The 16303-nt window shown below is 67.2% G+C and carries 16 protein-coding genes; 7 read left to right on the top strand and 9 right to left on the bottom strand.

What is annotated here, in order from left to right; all coding sequences use genetic code 11:
- Positions 1–147: 147 nt before the first annotated feature.
- Positions 148–1047, top strand: coding sequence for a LysR family transcriptional regulator (locus KU887_RS00440; RefSeq protein WP_012492239.1), 900 nt, complete (start codon positions 148–150; stop codon positions 1045–1047).
- A gap of 204 nt (positions 1048–1251) precedes the next feature.
- Positions 1252–1785, top strand: a complete 534-nt coding sequence (locus KU887_RS00435; protein WP_006482724.1) for a class IV adenylate cyclase — start codon at positions 1252–1254, stop codon at positions 1783–1785.
- Between the two features lie 71 nt (positions 1786–1856).
- Here KU887_RS00435 and KU887_RS00430 read toward each other — a convergent pair whose 3' ends face one another.
- Positions 1857–2342 (bottom strand): Lrp/AsnC family transcriptional regulator, encoded by a 486-nt coding sequence (locus KU887_RS00430; RefSeq protein WP_006408082.1) that lies wholly within the window; start codon positions 2340–2342, stop codon positions 1857–1859.
- 139 nt (positions 2343–2481) lie between these two features.
- Here KU887_RS00430 and phhA point away from each other — a divergent pair, with 139 nt between their 5' ends.
- Both phhA and KU887_RS00420 read left to right on the top strand, forming a co-directional pair.
- A complete protein-coding gene (gene phhA, locus KU887_RS00425) occupies positions 2482–3375 on the top strand; it encodes a phenylalanine 4-monooxygenase (RefSeq protein WP_034201168.1) in 894 nt (297 codons plus the stop codon).
- Positions 3376–3535: 160 nt separating this feature from the next.
- Positions 3536–3844, top strand: a complete 309-nt coding sequence (locus tag KU887_RS00420; protein ID WP_006486150.1) for a 4a-hydroxytetrahydrobiopterin dehydratase — start codon at positions 3536–3538, stop codon at positions 3842–3844.
- 92 nt (positions 3845–3936) lie between these two features.
- Here the strand turns inward: KU887_RS00420 and KU887_RS00415 are convergent, their stop codons facing one another.
- Positions 3937–4167, bottom strand: a complete 231-nt coding sequence (locus KU887_RS00415) for a DUF3717 domain-containing protein (RefSeq protein WP_006401493.1) — start codon at positions 4165–4167, stop codon at positions 3937–3939.
- A 122-nt stretch (positions 4168–4289) separates the two neighbouring features.
- Between KU887_RS00415 and KU887_RS00410 the strand changes: the two genes are divergently transcribed.
- Positions 4290–4982, top strand: a complete 693-nt coding sequence (locus KU887_RS00410) for a response regulator transcription factor (RefSeq protein ID WP_006401494.1) — start codon at positions 4290–4292, stop codon at positions 4980–4982.
- A 120-nt stretch (positions 4983–5102) separates the two neighbouring features.
- Positions 5103–6587 carry a sensor histidine kinase gene (locus tag KU887_RS00405; RefSeq protein ID WP_012492237.1) on the top strand — a complete coding sequence of 495 codons (1485 nt, stop codon included), beginning with the start codon at positions 5103–5105 and terminating at the stop codon, positions 6585–6587.
- A gap of 153 nt (positions 6588–6740) precedes the next feature.
- On the opposite strand, the gene KU887_RS00400 is transcribed toward KU887_RS00405, so the two are convergent.
- From KU887_RS00400 to mnmC, 7 genes are all read right to left on the bottom strand, one after another.
- A complete protein-coding gene (locus tag KU887_RS00400; protein ID WP_006491632.1) occupies positions 6741–7271 on the bottom strand; it encodes an SET domain-containing protein in 531 nt (176 codons plus the stop codon).
- Positions 7272–7448: 177 nt separating this feature from the next.
- Positions 7449–8561, bottom strand: a complete 1113-nt coding sequence (locus KU887_RS00395) for an NADH:flavin oxidoreductase/NADH oxidase (RefSeq protein ID WP_258251879.1) — start codon at positions 8559–8561, stop codon at positions 7449–7451.
- Positions 8562–8771: 210 nt separating this feature from the next.
- On the bottom strand, positions 8772–9482 hold the full coding sequence (locus KU887_RS00390) for a glutamine amidotransferase (RefSeq protein WP_048988798.1): 711 nt from the start codon (positions 9480–9482) through the stop codon (positions 8772–8774).
- A gap of 28 nt (positions 9483–9510) precedes the next feature.
- Positions 9511–10149, bottom strand: coding sequence for a MarR family winged helix-turn-helix transcriptional regulator (locus KU887_RS00385; protein WP_006489994.1), 639 nt, complete (start codon positions 10147–10149; stop codon positions 9511–9513).
- Between the two features lie 507 nt (positions 10150–10656).
- Positions 10657–11772 carry a YbdK family carboxylate-amine ligase gene (locus KU887_RS00380; protein WP_059721130.1) on the bottom strand — a complete coding sequence of 372 codons (1116 nt, stop codon included), beginning with the start codon at positions 11770–11772 and terminating at the stop codon, positions 10657–10659.
- Positions 11773–11786: 14 nt separating this feature from the next.
- Positions 11787–13001, bottom strand: a complete 1215-nt coding sequence (locus KU887_RS00375) for a cation:proton antiporter (protein WP_006490002.1) — start codon at positions 12999–13001, stop codon at positions 11787–11789.
- Between the two features lie 672 nt (positions 13002–13673).
- The gene (gene mnmC, locus KU887_RS00370) at positions 13674–15605 is read right to left on the bottom strand and encodes a bifunctional tRNA (5-methylaminomethyl-2-thiouridine)(34)-methyltransferase MnmD/FAD-dependent 5-carboxymethylaminomethyl-2-thiouridine(34) oxidoreductase MnmC (RefSeq protein ID WP_258251878.1); all 1932 of its coding nucleotides are present in this window, start codon (positions 15603–15605) and stop codon (positions 13674–13676) included.
- Between the two features lie 388 nt (positions 15606–15993).
- Here mnmC and KU887_RS00365 point away from each other — a divergent pair, with 388 nt between their 5' ends.
- On the top strand, positions 15994–16272 hold the full coding sequence (locus KU887_RS00365; protein WP_006401505.1) for an HU family DNA-binding protein: 279 nt from the start codon (positions 15994–15996) through the stop codon (positions 16270–16272).
- Positions 16273–16303 lie beyond the last annotated feature (31 nt).

The following is a 16303-nucleotide window of genomic DNA, read 5'->3' as shown; positions in this document are numbered from 1 at the left end:
GCCGCGCGCATGTTCAGCATAGTGCGTCGTGTCGCGCGCCGCGCTCAAGGCCGCGCGCCGCGACCCGATGAAGCGTACTCCCGCGCGCGGCCGCCGATCCAATGAGTTATGCTGAACTGCGTTATAAGCCGCGCTCATATCACGACGATGGATCTCACCCTGCTCCGCGCGTTCGCGACGGTCGCGCGCGAAGGCAACCTGACGCGCGCCGCCGCGCAGTTGCACCTGACGCAGCCGGCCGTCAGCCTGCAGATCAAGCACCTGCAGGAAACGCTCGGCGTCGCGCTGTTCACGCGCACGTCGCGCGGGCTCGCGCTCACGCGCGACGGCCAGACGCTACTGCCGCATGCGGAACGGGCGCTGGCCGCGGCCGCCGACGTGCAGCGCGCCGCCGCCGCACTGCGGCACGAGGTGCGCGGCCGGCTGCGGATCGGCACGATCCTCGATCCGGGGTTCCTGCGGCTCGGCGGCTTCCTGCGTGCGCTGGTCGAGACCCATCCGCAGATCGAGACCGCGCTGCGGCACGGGATGTCGGGCTGGGTGATCGAACAGGTGCGGGCGCGGGCGCTCGACGTCGGCTACTACATCGGCCGTCCCGAAGAGGACTCGCCGCGCGACGAAGCGCTGTTCCACACCGTCACGCTGACGCGCTTCGAATATCGCGTCCTGGCGCCCGCCGGCTGGAAGGAGCGCGTGCAGCGCGCGCACGACTGGCGGGCGCTCGCCGCGCTGCCGTGGATCTGGACGCCGCCGGCGTCCGCGCACCACCGGCTGCTGTCGCGGCGTTTCGCGGACGCCGGCGCGCAGCCGGTGAAGGTCGCCGAGGTCGACCAGGAGCAGTCGATGCTCGATCTCGTCAAATCGGGGATCGGGTTGACGCTCGCACGCGATTCGACCGCGCTGGCCGAAGCGCACGCGCATGCGCTGACGATCGTCGAGCACGTGACGGTGCCGACCGAACTGACGTTCGTGACGCTCGCCGAGCGGCGCGACGAGCCGGCGATCGCGGCCGCGTTGCGGCTGATCGAAGCGCAGTGGGCGATATGAGCATTGCTGATGTCGATGCGGCCGATTGCGCATCGGGTATCGGTGCGTGATGCATCCCGCGGATCGCCGTCGCGGGCCGAATCACCGCCTCGCCCGCCCCGCGTCGTGTCGCCGCGCCCCCGCCCGCTCGTCACGCCACCATCGCAGGCTTTTTGCTAGATTGTGCGTTCGCACACCGCGAGACCCCGATTGAAGGAGACCCGCATGGCCCGCAACATCGAGATCAAAGCCCGCGCCCGCGAATTCGACCGGCTGCGCGAACAGGCGGCTCAACTCGCGACCGAAGCGCCGTTGTTCTACCGCCAGCAGGATTTCTTCTACGACGTGCCGCGCGGCCGGCTGAAGCTGCGCCGCTTCGAGGACGGCACGCCGGCCGAGCTGATCTTCTACCAGCGCGACGACCGCGACGGCCCGAAGGCGTCGTACTACACGCGCAGCCCGGTGACGAACCCCGACGCGATGCATTCGCTGCTCGCGACCGCGCTGACCACGCGCGGAATCGTGACGAAGGAGCGGCACGTGTACCTCGCGGGCCGCACGCGCATCCATCTCGACCGCGTCGACGGGCTCGGCGATTTCATCGAACTCGAAGTCGTGCTCGGCCCGGACGACGACGAAGCCGGCGGCGAAGCGGAAGCGCACGAGGTATTCGCGAAGCTCGGCGTGGCGCAGGAGGATCTCGTCGCGGTCGCGTACGTCGATCTGCTGAACGCCGACGCCCAGCCCGAAACGGCCTGATCCGGCCCCGCTGAAGGCGCGCCGCGCGTGCCGCCTTCAGCGCCGGTGCCGGCCCCGCGGGCGCCGCCCCGTCACGCGGCGCCGGGCGCCAGGTGCGCGAGCGGCAGCGCGCCGTTGCGCTTGAAGGTCGTCAGCACGATGTTCGAGCGCACGCTGTCGACGCCCGGCACCCGCATCAGCTTCTTCATCACGAACTGCGACAGCGCGTTGAGATCCGGCGCGACGATCCGCAGCAGATAGTCGGCATCGCCCACCACCGCATGGCATTCGAGCACTTCGGGCAGCACGTCGATCTGCTGCTGGAACTGCTCGATGATCGAATCGCCGTGATGCTTGAGCTTCAGGCTCGTGAACGCGGTCACGCCGAGCCCGAGCTTTTCGGGGCGCAGCATCACGCGGTAGCCTTCGATCACGCCGGCCGCCTCGAGCCGCTGCAGCCGCCGGCCGATCTGCGACGGCGACAGCGGCACCTCCTCGCCCAGCTGCTGATGCGTCGCGCGACCGAAGCGCTGCAGTACGTCCAGCAGCGCGAGATCGAAGTGATCGAGTTCCAGCATGAGTGTTCTCCGCATTGATTCGTGATTTGATGCGTGATTATCGCATCATTCGGCAAATCAACGCCAACTATGCGCCCAATCCGCGCGCGGCCCGCTCTACACTTGCATGGTCCCAACCCACAGCGTGCAGAGCCTGATCATGTCCACCGTCGTCACCGCGAAACTGCAGGAGCAGTTCGATGCGGGCCTCGAAACCCGCGCCGATTTCACCATCGACCAGCCGCTGCACCGCTACGGCCAGGTCGACCACGCGGTGTGGAAGCAGCTCTATGCGCGCCAGTCGGCCTTGCTGCGCGGCCGCGCGTGCGACGCGTTCGTCGCCGGACTCGGCAAGATCGAGCTGCCGGCCGATCGCGTGCCGTCGTTCGCCGACGTGAATCGCCAGCTGAAGCCCGCGACCGGCTGGGAAATCGTCGCGGTACCGGGCCTCGTGCCCGACCGCGTGTTCTTCGAGCACCTCGCGAACCGGCGTTTCCCCGTCACCTGGTGGATGCGTCGCCCCGACCAGCTCGACTACCTGCAGGAACCCGACTGCTTCCACGACCTGTTCGGCCACGTGCCGCTGCTGATCGACCCGGTGTTCGCCGACTACATGCAGGCGTACGGCCGCACCGCGCTCGCGGTCGCCGACGACGAAGCGGCGCTGGCGCGGCTCGCGCGCCTCTATTGGTATACGGTGGAATTCGGGCTGATCCGCGACCCGCGCGGGACCAACGGGCTGTCGATCTACGGCGCCGGGATCGTGTCGAGCAAGGGCGAAAGCCTGTACAGCCTGGAAAGCGCGGCGCCGAACCGCCTCGGGTTCGATCTCGAGCGCGTGATGCGCACGAAGTACCGGATCGACACGTTCCAGAAGACCTACTTCGTGATCGACGATTTCGCGCAACTGTTCGCGCTCGCCGACGTCGACGGCCGCGCGCTGGCCGACCGGCTCGCGGCGCTGCCCGAATTCGCGGCCGGCGCGGTGCTCGACACCGACCGCGTGCTGCATCGCGGCACGGGCGACGGCTGGCCCGACGACGCCGACGCGTGACGCACCGGGCGCCGCGACACCGCGGCGCTGACCGCCCGCGGCCGGCTGCCCGTCGCCGCCCACCCGTCGCCCTTTCCGCAACTATGAAACAATGAACGATGCCGGCTTCGCCGCGCGGCGCAGCCGCGTGCGGGCGCCGTTACCGAACGAGAGGTGCAAGATGATCCACAAGCTCACATCCGAAGAACGCAAGACCCGGCTCGAAGGCCTGCCGCACTGGACCGCCGTGCCGGGCCGCGACGCGATTCAGCGCCGCCTGCGCTTCGCCGATTTCAACGAGGCATTCGGCTTCATGACGCGCGTCGCGATCAAGGCGCAGGAGATGAACCACCATCCGGAATGGTTCAACGTGTACAACCGTGTCGACGTCACGCTGTCGACCCACGATGCCGACGGCCTCACCGAACGCGACATCGAACTCGCGCGTTTCATCGACGGCGCCGCGACGCACGCGCAACCCGGCGCCTGAGTCCCGCCTCTATCGCCGCGCGTCTTTCGGTGCGCGGCGCGTCAACTTTTCATTTCGATGAACGTTTTCTAGGATGTACTCAGCGAAAGCCTTCAGCTTTCCAAGCCATCCTTAAGGCGCACGTAAGTCTCGTACGCTTTCCGTGCCTTGGGGTCCAAACCTTCCAGTTGCAGCGCGCTTTCGCGCTGTACAATCAGCAGCGCATACGGCTTGGAAAGCGCGCTGGCCTCTTCGCAGAGTTTGAGTTCGTCGCCGCTCGACGGCGAGCGGGCGCGCCAGAAATTGATCGCGGCTTCTAGGTCGTGGATCGAAATATCGGACATGATTGGATCTAATCGTTCGCTGGCCGCCATGCTTGATGTCAGGCGAGGCGGCGCCCCTGTGGAAACGGCGTCGTGCTGTCCGCGTGCCTGAACCGCCAACCCATTGTACTTGAGCGAACTTCATGCGACTCCTTCTGATCGAAGACGACCGCCCCATCGCACGCGGTATCCAGAGCAGCCTCGAGCAGGCTGGCTTCACCGTCGACATGGTGCATGACGGCATCTTTGCCGAACAGGCGCTGGCACAGAACCGCCACGAACTCGTGATCCTCGACCTCGGCCTGCCGGGCATCGACGGAATGACGCTGCTCACGCGCTTCCGCCAGACCAACCGCCACACGCCCGTGATCGTGCTGACCGCGCGCGACGAGCTGAACGACCGGATCCAGGGCCTGAACTCCGGCGCCGACGACTACATGCTCAAGCCGTTCGAGCCGGCCGAGCTCGAAGCGCGCATCCGCGCGGTGATGCGCCGCAGCGGCCCGCACAGCGACATGCCGCGTCCGGAAGTGTCGCTCGGCGGCGTCCGCCTGTCGGGCGTCGACCGCCGCATCTTCAACGACGACAAGCCGCTCGAACTGTCGCCGCGCGAATTCGCGGTGCTCGAAATGCTGCTGCTGCGTCACGGCCGCGTCGTCAGCAAGGCGCAGTTGCAGGATCACCTCACGCACTTCGGCGGCGATCTCGGCGACACCGCGATCGAAGTCTACGTGCACCGCGTGCGCAAGAAACTCGAGCAGTGCCGGGTCGAAATCGTCACCGTGCGCGGCTTCGGCTACCTGCTGCAGGAAATCCGCCAGACGGCGAGCGTCTGAGCGACGCCGCGCGCCGGCCGGCCGCGTGCCGCGGCGCGCCTGCGTGCGGCTTGCGCGTCGCCGCCCGGCGCACGACCGCGCCGCTCCCCGTGAGCGGCGCTCATCCATTTGCCCGTCGAAATGTCTCCTGATCCGGCTGTGACCACCAGCCTGCGCCGCTCGCTGCTCCGGCGCCTCGCCGCCCCGCTGTCGATGCTCGCGCTGATGAGCGGCCTGATCGCCTACTGGCTCGCGTGGCAGTACACGCAGCACGTGATCGACCGCTCGCTCGCCGATCTCGCGACCGCCATCTCCAAACAGATCCAGATCGCCGGCCCCGACGCGCCGTTCACGGTGCCGCCGCTCGCGCAGGCGATGTTCTCCGATCCGGCCGAAGCGCTGATCTACCGGATCAGCGACGGCGAACAGGAACTCGCCGGCGATCCGAAACTGCCGCTGCAGGGCATCAACGTGCGCCGCATGCACCATGCGTACGTGTTCGAGGCCGAGTACGACAATCGCGCGGTGCGGGTCGCGCAGGTGCGCGTCGACGACGTCGAGGGCGGCAAGCCGATGGTCGTCGAAGTCGCGCAGCCGGTGCGGCACCGCTACCGGATCGCGGCCGAATTCCTCGTCGCGATCATGATGCCGCTGCTCCTGCTGCTGCTCGCGGGCTGGGGGATCGTGTGGCGCGTCGTGAACCAGCAGCTCGGCCCGCTCACGCATCTCGCGGATTCGCTGAACCGGCAGACCCACACGTCGCTGGAGCCGGTCGACGAAACCGACGTGCCGCTGGAGATCCGGCCGCTGACGAGCGCGATGAACGCGCTGCTCGGCCGTCTGAAGACCGCGCTCGACGCGCAGCGCAAGTTCATCGCCGACGCCGCGCACCAGTTGCGCACGCCGCTCACCGCGGTGAAGCTGCATGCCGAGCAGGCGGCCGTCGCGCGCGACCCGCACCAGACCTTCGCCGCGGTACGCGAGCTGCGCGCGGCCGCCGACCGCGCGGTGCGGCTGTCCAATCAGCTGCTGTCGCTCGCGCGTGCCGAGCCGGGCGAACAGGCCGCGCGCTTCGTCGACGTCGACCTCGCGGCGATGGCGTTCGAGACGGGCGCCGAATGGGTGCCGCGCGCGCTCGCGTCGCATGTCGACCTCGGCTTCCAGCGCAGCGACGACCCGGGCGACGACGAGAAGCTGATCGTGCGCGGCAACCCGGTGCTGCTGCGCGAGGTGATCGCGAACCTGCTCGACAATGCGCTGAAGTACGTGCCGCTCGCGCGGCCGGACGGCGCGCGGATCACGGTGAACGTCGCGCGTGCCGCGCTCGAGGGCAACCAGCCGGCCGCCGAGATCGTCGTCGAGGACAACGGCCCCGGCGTGCCCGCGAACCAGCAGGCCGACCTGTTCAAGCGCTTCTTCCGTGGCGACGCGCAAAGCGGCAATGGCGTCGAGACGGGCGCCGGGCTCGGGCTCGCGATCGTGCACGACATCATCGCGATGCACGGCGGCACCGTGTCGTACGAGGATGCACCGGAAGGCGGCTCGCGCTTCGTGGTGCGGGTGCCGCTCGCCGCGCGTACGGAGAAGCCGGCCAGCGAAACGCCGGCCGCGGCGCCGACGCACTGAGCGGCGCGATGTTCGGCGGGCAACCGCGTGCCCGTCGACCGGGCAGCCGGCCGGAACAGGAACGGAAAGACGGAAAGCGAATGACGGGCCGCCACGATGCGGCAACCGTCGGCTGAAACGACAACGACAGCGCGCGATGCGCTGCCGCCTGCATCACTTCTTGTGCTTCTTGTCCTTCGAACCGGACGCCGACTTGCCGTCCTTCTTGTCCTTCTTCTTTTTCTTCTTCCCGCCTTCGTCGGACGTCGCGAGCAACGTGCCGCGGCACGACTCCGCACCGCAGTGGCACGCGTATTCGCGCTTGAGCTTCTTCGTCAGCTTCGCGTCGATCACGAGGCCGTAGTCGTAGAACAGTTCCTCTTCCGGTTCAATGTCGCGCAGCGCGTGGATGTACACACGGCCTTTGACTTCCTCGGCTTCGCAGTTCGGCGCGCACGAATGGTTGATCCAGCGCGCGCTGTTGCCGTCGATCTTGCCGTCGATCACGCCGCCTTCGTCCAGTGCGAAGTAGAACGTATGGTTCGGCTCGCTCGGGTCGTGCGGATGACGGCGCAGCGCTTCCTTCCACGAGATTCGCTCGCCCTTGTATTCCACTACGCGCTCGCCGGCCTTGATCGGCGCCACGGCGAACACGCCCTTGCCGTGTACTCCCGAGCGGCGCACCGCGATCCTGCGTGAACTCATCGAACCAATCCTTGTGAAGACGACCTGAAGGGAAGCAGCCGCGATCGCGGCCGGGCGCCGCGCAAAACGAAAACGCGGCACCGGTCGGTGCCGCGTCGGGGCATGCGGCGAATCACCCGCATCCTACACGTTCAAGATTGCTTCGTTCAACATCGCGCGCAATATTGCGCGATGTACTCAGCGCTGGCCGAATGCGACGTCGCCGAACAGCGCCTTGTGCTCGCGCGGCTGCGAGCGCCAGTATTGCGGCGGCGCCGTCACCTGCGCGCCGAGCTCGGCCGCCGCGTGCCACGGCCAGCGCGGGTCGTACAGCATCGCACGCGCCATCGCGACGAAATCGGCATCGCCGGCCTCGATCAGCCGGTTCGCGTGCGCGGGCTCGTTGATCAGCCCGACCGCGATCGTCGGCATGCCGACCGCGCGCTTCACGGCCTGCGCGAACGGCACCTGGTAGCCGGGCGACAGCGGAATCTTCTGCAGCGGCGACACGCCGCCGGACGACACGTCGATCCAGTCGCAGCCGCGGCGCTTCAGTTCGTGCGCGAACGCGATCGTATCGTCGAGCTCCCAGCCGCCTTCGACCCAGTCGGTCGCGGACACGCGCACGCCGACCGGCCGGTCTTCCGGAAACGCCGCGCGCACGATCTCAAAAATCTCGAGCGGAAACCGCATCCGGTTGTCGCGCGAGCCGCCGTATTCGTCGGTGCGCTGATTCGCGAGTGGCGACAGGAACTGATGCAGCAGGTAGCCGTGCGCCGCGTGTACTTCGATCGCATCGATGCCGAGCCGCGCGGCACGCTTCGCCGACGCCGCGAAGGCTTCGCGGATGCGGTTCAGGCCCGCGGCATCGAGCGCGAGGGGCGGCATCTCGCCGTCCTTGTGCGGCACGGCCGACGGTCCATGCGGCAACCAGCCGCCATCGGCGACCGGCACGAGCTGGCCGCCCTCCCAGGGCGCCGCGCTCGACGCCTTGCGCCCCGCATGCGACAACTGCATCGCGATACGGACCGGCGAATGCTTGCGGATCGCGGCGAGCACCGGCTTCAGCGCGGCTTCGGTCACGTCGTCCCACAGGCCGAGGTCGCCATGCGTGATGCGCCCGTCGGGTTCCACCGCGGTCGCCTCGATGCACAGCAGCCCCGCGCCCGACAGCGCGAGATGGCCGAGGTGAATCATGTGCCAGTCGGTCGCTTCGCCGCGTTCGGCCGAGTACTGGCACATCGGGGAAATCACGATCCGGTTCGGAAGGGTCACGCCGCGCAGCGTGAACGGAGAAAACAGCGCAGTCATGGAAGCCGCTCGTCAGGAAAGGGGAAGAGCGGACGAGCGTAGCACGCACGCCTGAAGCGTGCAGATGGCGCGATCGGCAGTAAGCGGATGGTCAGGTACGGCCGGCCGGGCGCCGGCAGTGCGCGGAATGCGCGGTGTACGGCGAGGCGCCGGCCCGCAACGGATGCGGGTCGGGCCGAACCTGTGCAGCGGGCGGAGCCGCCCGCGACGTCAGAGCCCGACGCTGCCGAGCCACTCCGCGAACATGTGCCGTGCGGCCGCCTCGAGCACGGGCCCGTGCTGCGCGGTATCGGCACGCAGCTGGCGCGCGTCGACGCCGGGCGTCGCGGTGATTTCGCCGGCGTTCGCGATCAGCCACGGTTCGAAGCGATCGGTGCGGATCTCGGGATGACATTGCAGCGCCAGCACGTGCTGCCCCCAGGCGAAGGCCTGGTGGCGGCAGGCCGGCGTCGACGCGAGATGGATCGCACCGCCCGGCAGGTCGAACGTATCGCCATGCCAGTGCAGCATCGACGTCGTCGCGCCATCGAGATGGCGCAGCGGCGATGCACGGCCGGCGTCGGTGAGCGTCAGCGGCGCCCAGCCGAGTTCGTGCTGCGCGGCCGGATAGACGCGTGCGCCGAGTGCCCGCGCGATGAACTGCGCGCCGAGGCAGATACCGAGGATCGGCAATCCCGCGTCGATACGCTGGCGCACGAGCGCCAGCAGCGGCGCGATCGTCGGATACTGCGCATCGTCGTACACGCTGAGCGGCCCGCCGAGCACGACCAACAGCGACGGCTCACGCACGTCGAGCACCTCGACCCGCGACGATCCGACATCGACATAGCGCACCCGTCGACCGCGTTCGCCGAGCACCTGCTCGAAGCTCCCGAGATCCTCGAAATGCACGTGGCGGATCGCCACGACTTCAGCGTTCATCATCGGCCTCCCGGTCGATCGACGGACGTCAGCCTGCGAAAATCTTCCAGGTCTTCTTCTGCGTCGCCGCGTCGGCTTCTTCCTGCACCGAGCAGTCGAGACGCAGATCGCTGTCGGACATCGCGATGTCAAGCGCCGCGCAGTGATGCACGGTCTTCTTCGACGGCTTGCCCGGCTGGAAATGCGTGCACGTGAGGCACATGCGCTGCGGCGGCGTCGCACCGGCCACTTGCAGCTCGCGCAGCGTCTTCAGCAGCGCGCGATACAGCGTGCCCTGCTCGTCCGCGCCGAGCTTGCCGACCGCTTTCGTCAGGAATTCAGGCCACTGCAGCGCCTTCTTCGCGGCCGTGCGGCCACGCGCCGACAGGCGCACGGCCAGCGCGCGGCCGTCGTCCAGCGCACGGCGCTTCTCGACGAGCCCCTTCGTCTCGAGCGTGCTGACCGCATCGCTCGTGGTGGCCGCGGTGAGCTGCGTCTCGCGTGCGATCTCGCCGAGCCGCATCGGGCCCTTGCGCTGCAGCAGCAGCACGAGAATCTCGCCCTGCGTCGGCGTGAGGCCAGCGCCTTCCGCCCAATCCCATGCCTCGCTCCGCATGGCCGTGCTCAACCGCAGCAAGCTGTGGGTCACACGTCCCGCAGCCTGGTTCCCGTAAACGCCTTCGCTCATAGTCTTTTCGCTTTGCCGCCGCCCGGATTGCCGAGCAGCCGTAGTGTGGAGATCGAATGTCTATCTCAAAACAGACACACTCTCTCGAGTGCGTCAGCACGGCCGTCGCGAGGCACACGCGGCGGTCGCGTTCGCGGCGACCGGAGAGACACGCGTCGTTCCGGTGTCCGCAAAGCCGACATTCTAAGCGAGAGCGGAAAATCGCACAGCTAAGTTATCCCCTGCATTCTGTGGAAAATCACTGGATAACCGTCATTTTTCGTTGTGCGCGCAATGTCGCGCGCCCACAAAACGGGGCGCGCCGGCATTGTCCTGTTCGAATCGGCCATCGGCCGCATGGTAATGGTCCACCGGGTTATCCCGCCTGCAGAGCGTTGACTTTGCAGTGGAATATCGGGTTATCCACAGATTTTGAGGACGCCTGGCAACGATTTCGGCGGGACACGGCGCCGAGCGCCGTTCAGCGAATCCCGGTTCGGTCGATCCTGCAATCTGCAAAACATTTTTTCACTCACGCCAACGTAAGCACTGCTGCCGGACCGTCTCGTTCAGCGATTTTTCCTGTTTGAAAACGGTTCTCAACCACGATGCGTCGTTCACGCGCGCCTTCGCGAGCGCACCGATTTCGTCGAGCGCCGCGCGCGAGCCCAGCTCGGCTGCATGCGGCGCGATCCGGTCAAGCGTGTCGAGGATGTCTTCCGCGATCGTGCGGCGCTCCCCCGTCTGAGGATTCACGCAGGTGCCTTCGAGCCCGAAGCGGCACGCTTCGAAACGGTTGAACGTGTAGACCAGGTAGTCGTCCTCCGACAGCTTCAGCGGCCGGTCGGTCAGCAGGTAACGCGCGAGCGTCTGGATGTAGCAGGCGATCGCCGCGGCGCGATCGACCGACAGCGGCGTGTCCATCACGCGCACCTCGATCGTGCCGTAGCCGGGCTTCGGCCGGATGTCCCAGTAGAAGTCCTTCATCGAGTTGACGACGCCCGTGTTCACCATCTTCGTGAAGTACTCCTCGAAGCTGTCCCAGGTGAGCACGAACGGCGCGCGGCCCGACAGCGGGAACGCGAAGACCGAATTCAGGCGTGCCGAATGGAAGCCCGTGTCGACGTTCTGCACGAACGGCGACGACGCGGACAGCGCGATGAAGTGCGGAATGAAGCGCGACATCGAGTGCAGCAGGAACAGCGCGCTGTCGGGATCGGGACAGCCGATGTGTACGTGCTGGCCGAACACGGTGAACTGTTTCGCGAGATAGCCGTACAGCTCGGAGATGTACTGGAAGCGCGGCGCATCGTAGATCTGCCGGTCGCTCCATTGCTGGAACGCATGCGTGCCGCCGCCGGCCAGCCCGACGTTGAGCTGGTCGGCCGCCTTCACGAGCACGTCGCGGATCGCATGCAGCTCGCTGACGGCCTGCTCGTGCGAATGGCAGATGCCGGTCGACAGCTCGATCATGCTTTCGGTGATTTCCGGCGTGATGTTGCCCGGAAAGGTCTCGCCCTGGATCAGGCGCATCAGGTCGGATGCCGCTTTGGTCAGGTCGTAGTTGTGCGTGTTGACGACCTGGATCTCCAGTTCGACGCCGAACGTGAACGGTTCGGAATTGACGAAGGTTTCGAGTGCCATGGCAGGTTCCGGAATCAGTTGCCGTCGCTGCGTTCGCCGACCGCCGACAGGCAGCGATAGACGACGAACGGGCTGACGAGCTGCAGGATCACGATCGAGCACATCACGATCGCGCGCAGGTGCGGGTCGAAATTCGGATAAAGCTGGTAGGTATCGTCGACGAGCAGGTACGACAGCGCGGACATCGGCGTGAGCGCGATGCCGAGCGCGACGCCCTGCTTCATCCCGAGGCCGCTCGGCTTCGCGAACGCGACGACGCCGGCCAGCTTCGCGACGAGCCGCGTGACGATCAGCACGATCGCGAGCAGCCCGCCGAGCGCGATGTCGCCCCACGTGAACGACGTGAGCGTCAGCACGAACAGCACCACCGTCAGCAGCCAGCCGGCCGTGCCGAAATGCTCGGGCCACAGTTGCGGCCGTGCTTCGAGGTTCTTCACGATGATGCCGGCGAGCAGCAGCGTGAGCAGCGTCGACAGCTTCAGCGCCTGCGCGACGGCGATCGCCAGCATCACGAGCCCGAACAGCGCGACGAACGAATGCTCGTCGCGCATCGTCGCGGTCATGTGACGGAACAGGTAATTGCACGAACGCGCGACGAGATACGCGACGATGAACGAACCGGCGAGCAGGTAGAGCGGCTGCAGGATCGTCGCGAACACGTTGCCGTACGCTTCCTGGTGCAGCCAGCTCGTGACGAGCTTGGTCAGCACGATCGCATACACGCTGTTGAGCGCGGTGAGCGTGATCAGGCGTTGCGATACCTGCCCTTCCGCGCGCAGTTCGGTCTTGAGCTGGATCACCATCGACGGCGACGTCGCGATCGCGATCGCCGACAGCACCAGCGCGACCATGCCCGATACGCCGAGCGCGAGCATCACGAACAGCACGAGCACGAAAGTCAGCGTGGCTTCCGCGAGACTCGACGCGACGAGCCACGGATTGCGCCGGATCCAGCGCAGGTCGAGGCGGCTGCCGAGTTCGAACAGCAGCAGGCCGAGCGCGACATCCATCAGCAGCCGCGAGGTTTCGTCGGTGCTCGCGTCGATCACGCCGAATCCGAACGAACCGGCGATCAGGCCGATCACGGCATAGCCGGTGATGCGCGGCAGGCGCCACGCGCGATAGCACAGCTCGCCGCACAGGCCGGCTGCGAACAGCGCGAGCCCGGCCCAGAACACGGCATCCGGCGTAAGCGGCCAGTTGGGCAGGAATGAGAACGCCGACTTCATCGTGGTGACTTCTCCTTTGGAAGCAACCGCCAGCGACGCGGGGTCAAGCGACAGGAATGGATGCGCGCCGGCTGGGTATCGCCCCGAATGTGATTGTTGTGCTCGACGACGGCGGTACATGGGGTCCGCCTGTTCCACCACAGGGCGGAACGTCGTTCAGGTTGCCGATCTGGATTGTCGGCCTGGTGTGTGAACGGACTGCGCAGTCTCGAGGATTCTGATTCGAAATCGTGCCGACCGTTCCATTGAAGCATGTCCGGCGCCTGGCCGAACGAACGCGAAGGAAACCGATTGTGCCACAGCTTTTTCGCTCCGGAACCGATTGAATCGACTCGCGGCGCTGTGCGGCACCGCAGGTCTTTGGTTTCAAAGGTTTACTTGTATATATACGTAGTAGAAGTTAACAAAGGACGCACAGTTCTGTGGATAACTCCGGTTTACGCTGGTAGATCAAGGTGTTGGCGAAACCATAACCGGTTGCACAGGCTGTTCGTGCACAGACATTTGAGTTGAGCAACTTTCGGGCCGCTGCACAGCAGTGCCGAGTTGCCCAGTTTACGTCCACTGTGATTGCACACGAAGTGCGCGCGGATTCCGCGCGGTTATCCACAGCGTTGCGTGGATAACCTTGCACGGAAAAATCGGGAAACTGTGACGCAGGCGTGCGACCGGTCAGCCGGTCGAACCGACGCGGCGGGCGCGCAGTGCGCGGATCAGGAAGCGGGCGGGATCGATCGCGTCGGCGAGCTCGCGCTCGAGCGGCCAGGGTTCGCCTTCGAGTTGCGACGCGATCAGTTCGGCGCCGAGCGCCGCCCACACGAGCCCGCGCGAACCGAAGCCGAATGCACCATAGAGGCCCGGCATGCGCGGCAGGTCGCGCGCCTGCGCACCGCCCAGCGCGCGTGCGTTCGCAACGGCCTGCGCTTCGTCGGCGAGCGGGCCGACGAGCGGCAGGCGATCGCCGACGACCCAGCGGAACGCCACGCGGCCGCGCAGCGTGGCGGGCTCCGGCCACTCGCCGATCAGGCCCGGCAGCAGGCGCCGCACGCGCTCGAGGTTTTCGGCGTGGCCGGCCGCGCGCATCGCGGGATCGGTGTCGTCCGGCTCGAAGGTGGCGCCGATCAGCAGCGTGCCGTCGTCGAGCGGGATCGCGTAGCCGTCGCCGATCGCCGGGCACGGCAGCGGCGCCGTCGTGCCCGGCGGCAGCAGCGTGAGCTGGCCGCGCACCGGTTGCAGCGCGACGTGCTGCAGTCCGGCAAGGCGCGCGGCGTCGCCTGCGTTCGCGAGCACGACGACGGGCGCGTCGGCCAGCGTGGCGCCCGTCTCGTCGAGCGCATGCCAGACGTCGTCCCGCCGCTCGAGCCGCGCGACGCGGGTGGACGCAAGCAGGCGCACACGCTCGCCGGCCGCCGTGCATTGCGCGGCGCACAGCCCGGCCGGCCAGACGGCGCCGCCGTGCGGAAACAGCAGCCCGCCATGCGCGACCGGCAGGTTCAGGTGCGCACGCGCGGCGTCGGCGTCGAGCAGCGTCACGTAGTCGGACGGCGCACCGAAGGCATCGAACGCGTCGCGCATCCGCGCGAAATCGTCGGCCGATTCGGCGAGATGGATCATCCCCCGCGTGCTGCGTGCGAAGGCATGGCCCGCACGTTCGAGGGCTCGCCAGCGTGCGATCGCGTGCAGGAAGCCGCCGCGCGTGAGCCGGCTCGCGACGTTGTCGTCGCGCGTCATCAACGGATGGAAAACGCCGGCCGGATTGCCCGACGCGTCGCGCGCGATTCGTTCGTGCCGCTCGATCAACGTGACGTCCCAGCCGCGCGCGGCCAGACGTTCGACCACCGCGCAGCCCGCGAGGCCCGCGCCGATCACGATCGCGCGGCGTACTGCAACGGGCAATGCATGCGGCGGTTCGTGCCGGCGCGCGCGCCAGCGTGGCGCATATTCGCCGACGAGACGACCGTCGACTTCGCGGAACGTGAAACCTGTCTCGCCGAGCGCGTGTTTCACGGCATCGGACGTTGCATGCGTCGCAAACGTTGCGTGCTCGCCGGCCATTTTTGCGAGCGCGCGAATTCCGTCGCTCGACGCCGCGGCGCCATCGAGAAAAAATGCATCGGCGCGCGCGACGAGCTTCTTCGACAGCTCGATCGCATCGCCGAACGCGAGCGTGAGCACCACGCGCCCTGCGTCGAATTCGAGCCGGTGCAGGCCCGGCACCAGCATCGGCCATGCATCGATCAATGCGTCGACGTCTGCCGATATGGTTGTGTCTGCAACCATATGCGACACCGCGCGGCGCAGGTCGTCGCGCGACAACGGGTGCGGTTCGACCGCGACGACGTGCAGCCGTTCGCAGCGCTCAGGATCGCCGCGCCACGCGGCCCATGCGGCGAGGAAGCCGGCGCCCGCGCCGAATCCCGTCGTGACGATTGTGAACGTTCGGCGGCGCTGCCAGCGCGCGGGCAGCCCGTTGCCCGCGACGAACGCGCGATGCGCGTGCGCGAGCGTGCCGGATGCGCCGCGATGGAGCGTGCCGAACTCGGGCGAAACGAGCGTGCCGTCGTCGCGAAGCGCGAGCGTGGCGGAAACAAGTCGGTCGGGCATGCGAAACAAAAAACGTGGCAGCCAAGCCTGGCAAGGGATTGCGGGAGGCCGTCCGACGGGCCGTTGGGAAAAGCCAACGGGGCGGCGGTCGGGCGGACCGCGCTGCGTATCCTGTCCGGTTGGCGCAGGTCAAAAAACGGGCAATCGACGATTCATTCGGCGAAATACCGATGAAAATCTTTGAAACCCTTGTCGTTATTGGGTTTGCGCTGCGCTATCATAGCAACGCCGTACCGCGGGGTGGCCGCCGGCAAGCCGGAGGGCGCGTCGCGCGGGCCAGGATTCGGCGCTGTGTCGTCGGAGTCTGACTCTCGACGGCACGGTTCGCGCACGTATAATCGGCGCGTTCGCGCTGTTCGTGTCAACCTAACCTGATAAAGGAACCTTAATGAACAAACAGGAACTGATCGACGCCGTCGCCGCCCAAACGGGCGCCAGCAAGGCTCAAACCGGCGAAACGCTGGACACGCTGCTCGAAGTCATCAAGAAGGCCGTGTCGAAGGGTGATGCGGTTCAGCTGATCGGCTTCGGCAGCTTCGGTTCGGGCAAGCGCGCAGCACGTACGGGCCGCAACCCGAAGACGGGCGAAACCATCAAGATCCCGGCAGCCAAGACGGTCAAGTTCACGGCTGGCAAGGCGTTCAAGGACGCCGTCAACAAGCGTTAAACCCGCGCCTGTTCCAGGAAAAACCCGCCTC

It is taken from the genome of Burkholderia sp. EMB26, from assembly GCF_024730645.1.
Classification (GTDB): Bacteria; Pseudomonadota; Gammaproteobacteria; order Burkholderiales; family Burkholderiaceae; genus Burkholderia; species Burkholderia cenocepacia.
Note: the sequence above shows the minus strand (reverse complement) of the source record. Positions and strands in the feature narration are given on the sequence as shown.

Coding starts and splice junctions, on each gene's coding strand:
- phhA (WP_034201168.1), top strand. CDS start 2,482: ATGTCCACCGTCGTCACCGCGAAACTGCAGGAGCAGTTCGATGCGGGC.
- KU887_RS00390 (WP_048988798.1), bottom strand. CDS start 9,482: ATGAACGCTGAAGTCGTGGCGATCCGCCACGTGCATTTCGAGGATCTC.
- KU887_RS00435 (WP_006482724.1), top strand. CDS start 1,252: ATGGCCCGCAACATCGAGATCAAAGCCCGCGCCCGCGAATTCGACCGG.
- KU887_RS00410 (WP_006401494.1), top strand. CDS start 4,290: ATGCGACTCCTTCTGATCGAAGACGACCGCCCCATCGCACGCGGTATC.
- KU887_RS00385 (WP_006489994.1), bottom strand. CDS start 10,149: ATGAGCGAAGGCGTTTACGGGAACCAGGCTGCGGGACGTGTGACCCAC.
- KU887_RS00430 (WP_006408082.1), bottom strand. CDS start 2,342: ATGCTGGAACTCGATCACTTCGATCTCGCGCTGCTGGACGTACTGCAG.
- KU887_RS00395 (WP_258251879.1), bottom strand. CDS start 8,561: ATGACTGCGCTGTTTTCTCCGTTCACGCTGCGCGGCGTGACCCTTCCG.
- KU887_RS00380 (WP_059721130.1), bottom strand. CDS start 11,772: ATGGCACTCGAAACCTTCGTCAATTCCGAACCGTTCACGTTCGGCGTC.
- KU887_RS00440 (WP_012492239.1), top strand. CDS start 148: ATGGATCTCACCCTGCTCCGCGCGTTCGCGACGGTCGCGCGCGAAGGC.
- KU887_RS00405 (WP_012492237.1), top strand. CDS start 5,103: ATGTCTCCTGATCCGGCTGTGACCACCAGCCTGCGCCGCTCGCTGCTC.
- KU887_RS00365 (WP_006401505.1), top strand. CDS start 15,994: ATGAACAAACAGGAACTGATCGACGCCGTCGCCGCCCAAACGGGCGCC.
- mnmC (WP_258251878.1), bottom strand. CDS start 15,605: ATGCCCGACCGACTTGTTTCCGCCACGCTCGCGCTTCGCGACGACGGC.
- KU887_RS00415 (WP_006401493.1), bottom strand. CDS start 4,167: ATGTCCGATATTTCGATCCACGACCTAGAAGCCGCGATCAATTTCTGG.
- KU887_RS00375 (WP_006490002.1), bottom strand. CDS start 13,001: ATGAAGTCGGCGTTCTCATTCCTGCCCAACTGGCCGCTTACGCCGGAT.
- KU887_RS00400 (WP_006491632.1), bottom strand. CDS start 7,271: ATGAGTTCACGCAGGATCGCGGTGCGCCGCTCGGGAGTACACGGCAAG.
- KU887_RS00420 (WP_006486150.1), top strand. CDS start 3,536: ATGATCCACAAGCTCACATCCGAAGAACGCAAGACCCGGCTCGAAGGC.